The organism is Caballeronia sp. SBC1 (genome assembly GCF_011493005.1).
Lineage (GTDB): Bacteria > Pseudomonadota > Gammaproteobacteria > Burkholderiales > Burkholderiaceae > Caballeronia.
Map to the genome: position 1 here is coordinate 3,479,097 of NZ_CP049156.1, position 12,101 is coordinate 3,491,197.

General features: G+C 58.4%; 15 protein-coding genes. 7 read left to right on the forward strand and 8 right to left on the reverse strand.

The features are described from left to right. Positions 1–262: 262 nt before the first annotated feature. From SBC1_RS15445 to SBC1_RS15470, 6 genes are all read right to left on the reverse strand, one after another. Positions 263–835: a hypothetical protein gene (locus SBC1_RS15445; RefSeq protein WP_165988434.1), complete on the reverse strand. Its 573-nt coding sequence runs from the start codon at positions 833–835 to the stop codon at positions 263–265. After that, positions 832–1,077: a hypothetical protein gene (locus tag SBC1_RS15450; protein ID WP_165988436.1), complete on the reverse strand. Its 246-nt coding sequence runs from the start codon at positions 1,075–1,077 to the stop codon at positions 832–834. Before SBC1_RS15450 ends, SBC1_RS15445 begins: the two co-directional genes overlap by 4 nt. Positions 1,078–1,087: 10 nt before the next feature. Next, positions 1,088–1,324, reverse strand: coding sequence for a hypothetical protein (locus SBC1_RS15455; RefSeq protein ID WP_165988440.1), 237 nt, complete (start codon positions 1,322–1,324; stop codon positions 1,088–1,090). Positions 1,325–1,434: 110 nt separating this feature from the next. Continuing rightward, a complete protein-coding gene (locus SBC1_RS15460; protein ID WP_207958411.1) occupies positions 1,435–1,743 on the reverse strand; it encodes a hypothetical protein in 309 nt (102 codons plus the stop codon). A 256-nt stretch (positions 1,744–1,999) separates the two neighbouring features. Next, complete coding sequence (locus SBC1_RS15465) at positions 2,000–3,403, reverse strand: hypothetical protein (RefSeq protein WP_165988443.1); 1,404 nt, start codon at positions 3,401–3,403, stop codon at positions 2,000–2,002. Between the two features lie 168 nt (positions 3,404–3,571). Continuing rightward, positions 3,572–3,736, reverse strand: a complete 165-nt coding sequence (locus SBC1_RS15470) for a ribbon-helix-helix domain-containing protein (protein WP_165988445.1) — start codon at positions 3,734–3,736, stop codon at positions 3,572–3,574. 195 nt (positions 3,737–3,931) lie between these two features. Here SBC1_RS15470 and SBC1_RS15475 point away from each other — a divergent pair, with 195 nt between their 5' ends. The 7 genes from SBC1_RS15475 (at position 3,932) to SBC1_RS15505 (ending at position 9,465) form a co-directional block, all read left to right on the forward strand. After that, a complete protein-coding gene (locus SBC1_RS15475) occupies positions 3,932–4,072 on the forward strand; it encodes a hypothetical protein (protein ID WP_165988447.1) in 141 nt (46 codons plus the stop codon). 55 nt (positions 4,073–4,127) lie between these two features. Continuing rightward, positions 4,128–5,138 carry a site-specific DNA-methyltransferase gene (locus tag SBC1_RS15480; RefSeq protein WP_165988448.1) on the forward strand — a complete coding sequence of 337 codons (1,011 nt, stop codon included), beginning with the start codon at positions 4,128–4,130 and terminating at the stop codon, positions 5,136–5,138. A gap of 441 nt (positions 5,139–5,579) precedes the next feature. Further along, positions 5,580–6,164: an aminodeoxychorismate/anthranilate synthase component II gene (locus SBC1_RS15485; RefSeq protein ID WP_165092623.1), complete on the forward strand. Its 585-nt coding sequence runs from the start codon at positions 5,580–5,582 to the stop codon at positions 6,162–6,164. A gap of 14 nt (positions 6,165–6,178) precedes the next feature. Further along, on the forward strand, positions 6,179–7,210 hold the full coding sequence (trpD, locus tag SBC1_RS15490; RefSeq protein WP_165092624.1) for an anthranilate phosphoribosyltransferase: 1,032 nt from the start codon (positions 6,179–6,181) through the stop codon (positions 7,208–7,210). A 12-nt stretch (positions 7,211–7,222) separates the two neighbouring features. After that, complete coding sequence (gene trpC / locus SBC1_RS15495; RefSeq protein ID WP_165092625.1) at positions 7,223–8,008, forward strand: indole-3-glycerol phosphate synthase TrpC; 786 nt, start codon at positions 7,223–7,225, stop codon at positions 8,006–8,008. Between the two features lie 21 nt (positions 8,009–8,029). Continuing rightward, entirely contained in the window at positions 8,030–8,686 is a 657-nt protein-coding gene (locus SBC1_RS15500) for a CYTH domain-containing protein (protein ID WP_165092626.1), read from the forward strand. Next, complete coding sequence (locus SBC1_RS15505; protein WP_165988450.1) at positions 8,683–9,465, forward strand: uracil-DNA glycosylase; 783 nt, start codon at positions 8,683–8,685, stop codon at positions 9,463–9,465. Before SBC1_RS15500 ends, SBC1_RS15505 begins: the two co-directional genes overlap by 4 nt. A gap of 62 nt (positions 9,466–9,527) precedes the next feature. Here SBC1_RS15505 and SBC1_RS15510 read toward each other — a convergent pair whose 3' ends face one another. Both SBC1_RS15510 and SBC1_RS15515 read right to left on the reverse strand, forming a co-directional pair. After that, positions 9,528–10,124, reverse strand: a complete 597-nt coding sequence (locus SBC1_RS15510) for an FMN-dependent NADH-azoreductase (RefSeq protein ID WP_165092628.1) — start codon at positions 10,122–10,124, stop codon at positions 9,528–9,530. Between the two features lie 148 nt (positions 10,125–10,272). Continuing rightward, positions 10,273–12,072, reverse strand: a complete 1,800-nt coding sequence (locus tag SBC1_RS15515; RefSeq protein WP_165988452.1) for a M61 family metallopeptidase — start codon at positions 12,070–12,072, stop codon at positions 10,273–10,275. Between the last annotated feature and the right edge of the window lie 29 nt (positions 12,073–12,101).

A 12,101-nucleotide genomic window follows, 5' to 3' on the forward strand; every position in this document is an offset into this window, starting at 1 on the left:
TTTCCTACGGGCTTCACGCCATGCCCGGCAGGCCGCACGATTCTTTTCCCGGTTTACCGGGTCCGCGCGATACGCGGCCATGTACTCTTCCCGATGCGCCGTCTGTTTCCTCGCCGCCGCCTTAACGCGTTTAGGATTGCGACGCCGCCAGTCCCGCTTTTGTTCGGTCTTACATGCCGTGCATGTCGATCTACCGAGGGCTATTGCGGCGGTCAAACCGCAACGCGTGCACCGACGATTTACGAGGATCACGACGCCCGCCTTATGTCGGCATGACGCGCGGGAACTTCTCGACGCCGTTCACAAAGAAGCCGCCCTCTTGAAAAAGCGGCGGCGCAATGAACATGCCGAAAACCTGTTTGAACATGCCTTTGCTACCGCGCCCGCTGACGAATTCGGAAATTCGGCGGCCTGTTTCGTCGGTCTTCACGATTTCCCGCAAGACCCCCGCCGGAACGTCAAGGGGCGACTGGCGATTCGCCCAAGCGTCGGCATAGGCTTGGCCTTCGATTACGTCTAGCGACGCGCGGTCTGTCGTGCGGCTGAGTTGCTTGTCGGCAAAGCGCGTGTTGACCTTCAGTTCGTCAATGACACGAATCCGGTAGGCAAGGGCCGATTCATCAGCAATCGGCAGCGGCGCTGCACGACCGTATTCCTTGAAAATTGCGTCGGCACGGGCGCATACGGCTTGGCACTCTTGTTTTGCCGCGCGTTCAGCGAGTTCCGCTTTCGTCGGCTGCGCGGGCACCGCTTTTTCGGCGCGCAGCAACTCGGCTTCGCGCGTGCGGATTTGCGCGTTCACGCGCGCAAGTTCGATGTCGAGATCGTTGCTCAAAATGGCCCCTTCGCGTGCTTATCAATTTTTATCATGCGATACGCCGGGGATTTGAACTGATTCATCCAAGCGGACTTCGGCCCGGAAAAAGTCGAGATTTCGCGCCCGGTTTGATCGCGCGTTTTCGTCTCGATCAGTTCGCCCGCTTTCACGCGTGACTCATGGCGTTCCCGGTCCTTAAGGAACTGGTGTTGCTGTTCTACGGTCATCAGGTGAAAACCTGCTTCTGCTAGGGTCTGCACGGCGTCTCCTTCAAGCGGATTGTTTAGCGCGTTTTTCAACGGCGGTACGCGTGGCGTCGGCGAATCGTTTGGATAACAGCGGGTCTTCACTGATCGCGTTATAAACGGTCGATTTCGAGGGCATAGACTGGTCTTCACAAATCGTTGCAACGCTTTCGCCCCCCGCCACGCGCTCGATAATCATGTCGAAAATGACCGGGGGAAACCATGTTCGCCCCGCGTGCCGGTATGCCGTGCTGCTGCTCATGTTCGTGTTCCGTTTATCCAGACAGTGGAACCATTCTCCGGATTCGAACGCTAACTTGGAACAGCCTGACCAACTATTTTTCGTAGTCCTGTGATTGCAATTGATTGCAGTCAATCGCACGCGTCCATCACGCTTATCAGAATCGCGCGGTGACGAAGCATGAAGCCGATAGCGGGCACCCGGGGCGCGACTTCGAGGCCGGTCAGTTCTAAATTCGCCTTGTACCGGAAATCCGCCCAATTTTTGAGAGCAAAAGCAACGGCGGGCAGCGCCCTGTCTTCGCCGATTTTGCGAATGAAAACGGCAAGCTGACCCATTGTTTTCGTGTCGAATAACACTGTTTCGGCGGGGAACAGTTCGCCCATGCGTTGACGCCAGAACGCGCTTAAGACGGTCGGCGTCACGGCAACCGGCGGCACGAACTCGCCGGTAACGATTTGTTTGGCTATCTCTGTTTTCATCTGTAGTGGTATCTAGTGATTTGTCAAACAACCGCTTTAGCGGCCTCATAGCGGCTTCGTTGACCCTTGCGGCTACTCGCGCCTATGCGGCGCTGCGGGCGGGCCGTGGCGGCCCTGTGACGCGCGCCGGGGACGTGCCGCAAGATAAGCGGCGGCTAAGCAAGCGGCGAGCAACGTCAAGTGGATCAGGGCATGCATGGCGGCTCCCTCGGGGTCAAACGTGTGCGGGCTTGAGAATGTGCTTTTTCAAGGCTTTCGCCGTTTTCGCCGCGTGCGCTTGTTCCTCGGCGTAGCGTTGCGCGTCAGCCTTTGCCTTGAACTGTTTCGCGACTTCCGCGTATTCCGCTTCTTGTTCTTCCGGGGTCTTGGGCGGCTTTAAGCCCATAGCCTCGTAATCGATATCGGGCGCGGGCGGTTCGACGGCGGCGGATTCCGCCGGTTCAGCGGGCGGCGGCACGTCTTCGACAGGCAACGCGTCAGGCGTCGGCGGATCGGACGCTTCCTCGGGCGGGGCCGATTGTTCTTCCGCTTCGGACTCGTTGGAGGGGTCCATAACCCAGGCCCACATCTTTTCAAGATGCCTGCGGATATAGGGAATGTTCGGGTTCGCCGGTACGTCGTCCTTACCCGTCGCAGCCCTGAAAAGGGCGGACCATGTTTCCCACCCTGAGATCAGACAATCTAAAAAGCTTTCGAAGCTATCGCCGTTTTCAAACGCAGCGATGATTTTTTCAATTCCAATCAACATGTCTTCGCGCTGATCGATTTGCTTAAACGTCAGCGAAGACAGGGTGCGATGGTGCTTACGCATCAGACGGCACCACAGGTCATAGCGCGGCGGGGTTTGTGACGCTGACAGCGCTTCAACGGGTTCGGGGTTGCCTTGGGGTTTTACCGCTTCCCCTGAGGCTGCTTCACAAGGTTCCGGGCTTGCATTTTCCGCGTCGGATTTTCCCGATGCCTGTTTGTAAGCCTTAGTCTCTGAAATAGTCTTTGAAAGACTCTCTGTAAAGACTCCCGGATTTGGGGAAGTGTGACCTCCCGTTTCCGGGGAGTGTGACTTCCCCTTTTCGGGGAGTGTCCCCTGTGCACTTCCCGTTTCCGGGGACAGTCGATAGTGCACGCACAGCGAACGCTTATACATGAACGTCTCGACTTCAACCGCGCCCGAAGCCTTGAACACTTTGTTAATGCGTTCGATCTGATGCGGGGTCAGCATTAACTCGTTCCAGAGCATTGCCGCTGATTTAGCGATCCATCCCGGCGTGCCTGTTTTCGGGTGCTTAATCCCCGCACGCGGCTTGCCTGTGCGCTTGCTTGTTCCCGACCAGTAGCGCAATTGCGCGTACAAAAGCATTGCGAGGTGGTCGCCGTCGAACCGGATTAAATCAGAATGCTGATAGGCACGGTCATTATGTTCGGGGAGCGCGGGTTTCGGCGGCGTTTTGACTTTCGATTGCTTCGGGGCTTTCGGCGGGGTTTCTACCCGGGCGGTTTCAAGATCAGCGGTCGCCGTTGAGCGAATGATCGTTTCAATCACGGCCCAGCCGGAGGGCGCGGGTTTTGCAATCAATTGCACCGGGGACGGTTCGGTTTCAAAAATCGGAAGTGCTGACATGATTATCGCTATAGGTCAATAAATAGTTTGTCAAAGACCGAGCGCAATGAGATAATCACAGCACTAGGTCGATATTAATGTCGTTCTAGGTCGTAAATAGGTGCGTTTCTTTGCCGGGACTGCCTTTTCAAGCCCGATATCCATTTGCGGTGGAATCGGGCTTTTGTTTTACTGCGCTTGTGCTTTCTTCATTGCTATATGATTTTCAACGGCGGTTCGCACGAACGCGGTAAAAGTCGCGCCATGTTGCTTTGAAAGTGCGTCAACCTCTGATTTTAAGGTGCGCGGTAAAATGATGGTCGTTCGAACCTTGTTCGGGCTGACGTTTGCCATGATCGGGTAATCTCGTTCTGTGAAGATTACTTAGCGTACATATAAAACGATATAATATCCATCAGTCTTAAAATCACTCTCGCTTCAATAAACGATAATAAAATTAGGTTGGCATTTAATCACAGTTATAAAGCGATTTGAACGCACCTAGCCCCGTGCTGACGCTGTTGTTTATTTTTCTAATGGAGTAGTGAAATGCTGACACTGACCCCGGTCGTTCCCGCTGCGTCGTTCGCACCCACTGATGAAATTGCAATTGATTGCAGTCGTGACGTCGCCGATACGCCGCCCGTGCCCGTCGAATGCGGCCCCGCTGACGAACTGCAATACATATAGCGCCGGGCCGTCACGCTAGAATCGCCGCTTCGATCAAAAAGCGGCGGGGGCGGCATTGCGGGCGACAGCACAGAAGAAAGATCGGTACACGCTGTACACCGGGGATTGCCGCCGCGTGCTGGCCGGGCTTGCTGATAACAGCGTTGACGCGATAGTCACTGACGCGCCGTATGCGATCAATATCAAGCGCACTGCCTGGGATAAAAGCGGGGTCGCCTTTGACCCCTCGGTATGGGCGCAATGTCTTCGCGTGTTGCGGCCCGGCGGTCACATGCTGGCGTTCGGGCATGCGCGCACTTATCACCGCTTAGCCGTGGCGGTCGAAGACGCCGGGTTCGAAGTTCGGGATCAAATCGCGTGGGTCTACGGGCAGGGATATCCGAAGTCTACGGACGTGAGCAAGGCCATAGACAAGGCGGCGGGCAAGACGCGGGCGCTGGTTCCCCGCGTTGACGTGAACGGCGTAGCCGGTACGGACGCCAGAAAAAACGGCTGGGTTAACTCACTGACGAAGACGGTTAGAAGTGATACGCGGGGCATCACCCCGGAGGCGCAGCAATGGGAGGGCTGGGGCACGAACCTAAAGCCTAGTCACGAACCGATTCTCATGGCGCGCAAGCCGCTAGACGGCACGCTAGTTCATAACGTGCTGACGCACGGGACCGGCGGTATCAACGTTGACGCGTGCCGTGCTGATCTAGGGCGCTTTCCCGCTAACCTTGTGCACGACGCCAGCCCGGAAGTCATGGCGTGCTTCCCTGACGTCAGGGCGAACATAGGCGGTACGGCATGGGGCACGGCAAGCGCGGCGCGGGTCTTCTATTGCGCCAAGCCCAACGCCCGGGACAAGGGCGAGGACAACGATCACGATACCGTCAAGCCTACCGACCTAATGCGTTACCTGTGCCGGTTAGTCACGCCGCCCGGGGGCACAGTGCTTGACCCATTCATGGGATCAGGTAGCACGGGCAAAGCCGCTATGGCAGAAGGTTTTAAGTTCGTCGGTATCGACCTGATGGCGGAATACGTCGAAATCGCCCGGCGTCGCATAGCCGGGGCGCTGTAATGCAAATGATTACAGTCGCGAGGTCGCCCGAAAAAACCCGCCGTTTGACGGGCGGGGCCGCAATGATCCCTGAGAGGTTTTGTGCGAAGGAAGGCTAATCGTAGCGCGGCACCGGACGAATTGCGATCACTGAAACGACAACAATCTTTGACGCGCGCGAAACTATCCAGCGCATACCGAACGCGCAGGCGCTTGCCCTCCGCGCTACGCCCGGCGCACCCTGTCAGCGTAAGCGCTGGTATGATTCAGGGATGCGCCTGACCTTCAAATCCTCCGCCCTTCTGCTGTTCCGCTGGCGTCACTGACAGCCGGTTTCAACACGCCCGCACGGGCTAAATAGTCGCGTCCCCGCAACACGGGGCTAAATCGGGGCTAAAAAGTGTTTCCGCCTTACCTCGAAACGCGAAATTTCACAGTAAATTCAAATAGTTAGGTGCTAAATTGCTTCTAATGATCGACAACTACGATTCGTTCACCTATAACCTGGTCCAGTATTTCGGCGAACTGGGCGAGGACGTGCGAACTTTCCGCAACGACGAAATTACCCTCGATGAAATCGCGAAGCTGAATCCTCAGCGGATCTGCCTCTCGCCGGGGCCGAGCAATCCGCAACACGCGGGCATCACGCTCGACGTGCTGCGCGAATTTTCCGGAAAGATCCCCATTCTTGGCGTTTGCCTCGGCCATCAGGCTATCGGCGAGGCGTTTGGTGGACGTGTGGTGCGCGCGCAAACCATCATGCACGGCAAGGTGAGCACCATCGAAACGGACTGCCGCGGCGTGTTTTCCGACCTGCCGAAACATTTCAGCGTGACGCGTTATCACTCGCTCGCAATCGAACGCGAGTCGCTGCCGGATTGCCTGGAAATATCAGCGTGGACGCCCGACGGTGAAATCATGGGCGTGCGTCATAAGGAACTCGCGGTCGAGGGCGTGCAATTCCACCCGGAATCGATTCTGTCCGAGCACGGCCACGCGCTGCTCGAAAACTTCGTCAAGAGCCCGGCGCAAGGCATTCGCGCGTGAACCGAGATCCGATCATGACTATTACGGCCCAGGAAGCGCTGCAACGGACAATCGAGCACCGCGAGATTTTCCACGACGAAATGCTGCACCTGATGCGCATGATCATGCGCGGCGAGATGTCGCCGGTTATGTCCGCCGCGATCATCACGGGTTTGCGCGTGAAGAAGGAGACCATTGGTGAGATCGCCGCGGCGGCGACCGTAATGCGCGAGTTCGCAAATCACGTCAGCGTCCCGGATAGCGAGAATCTCGTCGATATCGTGGGCACCGGTGGCGACGGCTCGCATACATTCAACATCTCGACGGCCACCATGTTTGTCACGGCCGCTGCTGGCGCGAAAGTCGCGAAGCACGGTAACCGCGGGGTATCGAGTAAATCGGGCAGCGCGGACGTGCTTGAGGCGCTGGGAGTGAATATCGATTTGAAGCCGGAACAAGTCGCGTTATCCATTGCCGAAACGGGCATGGGCTTCATGTTCGCGCCGAATCATCATCCGGCGATGAAAAACATCGCGCCGGTGCGTCGTGAACTCGGCGTGCGGACGATTTTCAACATCCTCGGTCCGCTGACCAATCCGGCCGGCGCGCCGAATCAGTTGATGGGCGTGTTCCATGAGGATCTCGTCGGTATCCAGGTTCGCGTCATGCAGCGCCTGGGAGCTAAGCACGTTCTAGTGGTGTACGGCAAGGACGGCATGGACGAGGTGTCGCTGGGTGCGGCAACGGTGGTGGGCGAGCTGCGCAACGGCGAAGTGCGCGAGTATGAGATTCATCCGGAAGATTTCGGCCTGCAGATGGTGTCGAACCGGACGCTGAAAGTGGCCGACGCGCAGGAATCGAAGACCATGCTGCTCGGCGCGCTGAACAACAAGCCCTGCGTCGCGCGTGAGATCGTGACGCTGAACGCAGGCACGGCGCTTTATGCCGCGAACGTGGCGGAATCGATCGAGGCCGGCATGGCTCTCGCGAAAGAAGTGATCGCGAGCGGGCAAGCGCGCGAAAAAGTCGATGAACTTGTGCGCTTCACGCAGCAATTCACAAAATAACGAGGCCATGACATGAGTGACATTCTCGAACGCATCATTGACGTCAAACGCGGCGAAGTCCGCATCGCGCAGGAAAGCGTGTCGCTGGAGGAACTGCGCTTGCAGGCGAGCACGCGCGACTCGCGCGACTTCGTCGGCGCATTGCGCGCGAAGCACGCTGAGGGGAAGCCGGCGATCATCGCGGAAGTGAAGAAAGCAAGCCCGTCGAAGGGCGTAATACGCGAGAACTTCGTCCCTGCCGATATCGCGAAATCATATGAGCAAGGCGGCGCCGCGTGTTTGTCGGTGCTGACCGACGTGCAGTTCTTCAAAGGCAGCATTGCGTATCTCGAAGAAGCGCGCGCCGCTTGCAGCCTGCCGGTTCTGCGCAAGGACTTTATCGTCGATCCTTATCAGGTCCTCGAAGCCCGTGCGATGGGTGCCGACTGCATTTTGTTGATCGCCGCCGCGCTACAGCCGTCGCAAATGCGGGATCTGGAAGCGTATGCGCATTCGCTCGGGCTGGCGGTGCTTGTCGAGGTTCACGATCGCGACGAACTGGAGCAATCGCTCACCTTGAAGACGCCGTTGATCGGGGTCAATAACCGCAACCTGCGCACGTTCGAGACATCGATTGAAACGACGATCGGCATGCTGGACATGGTTCCCGAAGATCGTATAGTAGTGACCGAATCGGGCATTCTGAGCCGTGTCGATGTCGACCGTCTGCGGGACATGGACGTGCAGACATTCCTGGTCGGCGAGGCATTCATGCGCGCGGACGACCCCGGTACCGAACTGGCGCGAATGTTCTTCTGACGCTGTTGCACGGAGTTTATTTTGAGTATTGAACGCGAGATCAAACTGGCGCTGCCTACGTCCGAACACGGCGAAATAGCGAAGGACCTGACGCAGCGCACCGGTCAGGAAGGCCGCAAGATCCAACTGACAAACGTGTACTTCGATACCCCTGACCGTGCCCTCGCGAACGCGAAAAGTGCGGTGCGACTGCGCGGCACGCCGGATCAGTGGCTGCAAACGTACAAGACGGCGGGGGAATCGCAGGAGGGTTTGCATAACCGGCACGAGTGGGAACTACCGGTTGCCGGTGAGGCGCTGGAAATCCCCGCCCTGCTTGAAATCTGCGACGACGAGGACGCAGCCAACGCACTCAGCGACGCCGCGCCCGAATTGGTCGCGCTGTTCCGCACCGACTTCTCTCGCGTGATCTGGGACGTCGAGATTGACGGTGCGAAGATCGAAGCCGCGCTGGATCTCGGCGAAGTGGTGGCTGACGTGGACGGCAAGCGCCTGACCACGCCGATCAGCGAACTCGAACTCGAGCTGAAATCCGGCAACGAGGAAGCACTGAACACCCTTGCCGCGCAAATGCGGGGAGCGTTTCTATATCTCCAGCCCGAGGACGCTAGCAAAGCACGCCGGGGCTACGATCTGTGCGAGCCCAAAGTGGCGGGCTCAAACGGCGGCGTGAAATGAGTCAGGCGTCACTGTTTGAAGCCGAGGCACCGAAAGCTCCGCCGTTTACCACGCTGGAAAGTCAGTTCGACGCGTTGCCGGCGGAATGGCGCAAACATCTGAAGACTTTTATCGACAGCCAGCACTACGCTCCGTTGTGCGCGTTCGTCGACGCCGAGCGCGCCGCCGGCAAGACTGTGTATCCCGCCGATGTTTTCCGTGCTTTACGCCTGACCCGCCCCGGCGACGTGAAGGTCGTGATTCTCGGACAAGATCCGTATCACGGCGAAGATCGCGGTGCGCCGCAGGCCCATGGCCTGGCGTTTTCGGTGCCAGCGCCGGTTCGGCCGCCGCCATCGCTGAAAAATATCTTCAAGGAAATCAACGCTAGCCTTGGCTTTACCGCGCCCGCTCATGGTTGCCTCGACGCGTGGGCGCAGCAAGGCGTGCTGCTGTTGAACACGTCGCTGACGGTTGAACGCGATAAAGCCGGCAGTCACGCCAAACGGGGCTGGGAGCATTGCACCGACACGCTGATTCACGAACTTGCCCTTCGGCACGAACATCTCGTGTTCATGCTTTGGGGCGCGCATGCGCAGGCGAAGCGCGGGTTGATCGCTTCGGCGGTGGCATCCGGGAAAGCGCACTGCGTTCTGGAAGCGCCGCACCCCTCTCCGCTGTCGGCGCATCGCGGCTTTTTGGGCTGCGGGCATTTTGTGTCGGCGAATGCGTATCTTGAGCAACACGGGCGACCCGCCATCGACTGGCGCCTCCCCGCTCTGGCCGACGCACCTGCGTAAAAAAAACCGCCGATGTCTTCCGACACGGCGGTTTTTAAAAAGCGTCCTGCTACTTCATAAGCTTACAGCGCGGCGATCGAGTCGCGTGCGGTAGCCAAGGCAGCGCCGGCAGCGTCCGGGCCCATTGCCAAGCCTTCGGCGAAGATGAAGCTGACATCGGTCATGCCCAGGAAGCCCAGGAACGACTTCAGATACGGCGTTTGCGAATCGTTCGGCGTGCCACTGTATTTGCCGCCGCGTGCGGACACAACGATCACCTTCTTGCCCGTTACGAGGCCTTCAGGGCCGTTTGCGCCGTACTTGAACGTGATGCCGGCGCGAGCGATCCAGTCGAAGTACGCCTTCAATTGCGACGAAATGCCGAAGTTGTACATCGGCGCTGCGATCACGACCACGTCAGCCGCTTGCAGTTCGGCGATGAGCGCTTCGCTCTTTGCGTGGATCGCGTTCTGTTCGGCTGTGCGCTGGTCGGCGGGCGTGAAGAATGCGCCGAGTGTGGCATCGTCGAGGTGCGGGAGGTTGTCGGCGAGCAGATTGCGCACGACTAGCTTTGCACCCGGGTGCGCTTGCTGCAGCTTCGCCGACACTTCGTCAGCCAGCAACGTGGATTGGGCGCCTTGCGAGCGGGCTGCGGAATTGATTTGAAGAATGGTCGTCATGATGATTCCTGTGTCTGTTGAGTTCGAGCACGGATCGCGCTCTGACAGGACGCATTCTTCTTTTTTACGACGCCGGGAACAAGCTGCGCACTCGTGACGGATTGTTGCAACAGTAGAACAATCCGCCTTTGGCCTTGCGTTTATCGCTTCAACCTTTCAGCCAGCGTTCGCGCCATTGCTTCGACGGGCCACGCCCATCGGCGGTGGAAAGCAGATATCGCGATACTTCCGGCGGATCGAGTTTGACCTGCGCGACGCGCAGCTCGTCGCGGCGAAACGCGTGCACTTCCACCTTCGCGCCGGGCAAATAGCGCGCAAGCAGCGTATCGAGATTAGATCCGGTGACGCGCAAGCCGTCGATTGCGACCAGCACGTCACCCGCCGACAACCCCGCCTTTTGCGCCGCGCTATTCTCGTGGACAGCCGCGAGCACGCAATCCGCGCCATTGCGAATGCGCGCGCCGAACGACGGTTTCGCCGCCGTACCGTTGGTCGCGACGTCGGGCGCGAACGTGATGCCGAAGGGCTCGAACAAAGTATCGAGAGGCAGATCACGCGTGCCGTGAACGCCCTCGCGGAACAGCTTTTTCAGATCGGCCCCGGTCGCCTCGGCGAACAGCGCTTCCACCTCGTTTTCTTCGATACCCCGCGCCTTGCCGTGATAAAAATCGCGGCCGTAACGCTGCCACAGAAGGCGCATTACGTCGTCCAGTGACTTCTTGCCTTCGGTTTGCGCGCGGATCGACAGATCGAAAGCAAGCGCGACGAGCGAACCCTTCTGGTAATAACTGACGATTGCGTTCGCCGCATTTTCGTCCTGCCGATAATATTTGACCCACGCATCGAACGAGCTTTCAGCCACGGTCTGCTTGAGCCGACCCGACCCGCGCAACACGCCGCCAAGCGTCTTTCCCAGAAGCGAGAAATACTCGCTCGCGCTGATCAAACCGCTACGCACGAGCATCAGATCATCGTAGTACGACGTAAAACCCTCGAACAACCACAGCAGTGACGTGTAATTTTCCTGCGATAAATCGTACGGCGCGAACGCAGCGGGTTTGATGCGCTTCACGTTCCACGTATGGAAATATTCGTGGCTGCAAAGACCAAGATACGTGCGATACCCTTCCGTCACATCCGGGCGCCCGGTCACGGGAAGATCGGAGCGATTGCAGATCAGCGCAGTCGATGCACGGTGTTCGAGACCGCCGTAACCATCGGCGACGGCGACCGTCATGAACACATAACGATCGACAGGCGCCTTCTTCGTGCGCGGCTCGAACAACGCAATTTGCGATTCGCAAACGCGCTTTAGGTCAGTTTCCAGACGGTGCATATCGAGCCCGGTCACGCGGCCTGAAATCACGATGTCGTGCTTCGCACCGTAGGCGTCGAAGGAACCTAAAGCGAACTCGCCCAGCGTGACGGGATGATCGATCAGCGCATCGTAATTTGGCGCTTCATAAGCACCGAATCCGTACCGCTTCGTTCCGCGCGCCTCGGGCAATGCCGTCGCCACACGCCAGTTCGCGTATTGCGTGCCCGCGGGCTTTTGGATATCGACAATACAGGGCACATCCGCCTGCCCTTCTACCGCGAGGAACACACTCGTCCCGTTGAAAAAGCCGATGGTGTCGTCGAGATGCGCCGCCCGCACCGACAAGTCCCAGCCGTAGACCTCGTAACGCAGCGTGATCGGGCCGTCGTGCGGTGCGGTTTGCCACGCATGCTTGTCGGTTTTATCGACGGCGAGCTTGCGGCCAGCCGCGTTGAACGCCTGCAGGGTAACGATATTGCGAGCAAATTCGCGAATCATGTAGCTGCCCGGAATCCACACCGGCAGCACAAAACGCTGGCCCGACGGATCGGGTTGCGCGACGGTCAACGTCACTTCGAACAAATGCGCAGCGGGATTTTTCGGAACGATGGTGTAACGGATGGCGTTCATGCGTGGAGGTCCTTTTGTTCTTGTCGCCG

Bases quoted from the DNA above. Each gene is read 5' to 3' on its own strand.
- SBC1_RS15455 (WP_165988440.1), bottom strand. From the start codon at position 1,324: ATGAGCAGCAGCACGGCATACCGGCACGCGGGGCGAACATGGTTTCCC.
- SBC1_RS15465 (WP_165988443.1), bottom strand. From the start codon at position 3,403: ATGTCAGCACTTCCGATTTTTGAAACCGAACCGTCCCCGGTGCAATTG.
- SBC1_RS15470 (WP_165988445.1), bottom strand. From the start codon at position 3,736: ATGGCAAACGTCAGCCCGAACAAGGTTCGAACGACCATCATTTTACCG.
- SBC1_RS15475 (WP_165988447.1), top strand. From the start codon at position 3,932: ATGCTGACACTGACCCCGGTCGTTCCCGCTGCGTCGTTCGCACCCACT.
- trpD (WP_165092624.1), top strand. From the start codon at position 6,179: ATGACTATTACGGCCCAGGAAGCGCTGCAACGGACAATCGAGCACCGC.
- trpC (WP_165092625.1), top strand. From the start codon at position 7,223: ATGAGTGACATTCTCGAACGCATCATTGACGTCAAACGCGGCGAAGTC.
- SBC1_RS15505 (WP_165988450.1), top strand. From the start codon at position 8,683: ATGAGTCAGGCGTCACTGTTTGAAGCCGAGGCACCGAAAGCTCCGCCG.
- SBC1_RS15510 (WP_165092628.1), bottom strand. From the start codon at position 10,124: ATGACGACCATTCTTCAAATCAATTCCGCAGCCCGCTCGCAAGGCGCC.
- SBC1_RS15515 (WP_165988452.1), bottom strand. From the start codon at position 12,072: ATGAACGCCATCCGTTACACCATCGTTCCGAAAAATCCCGCTGCGCAT.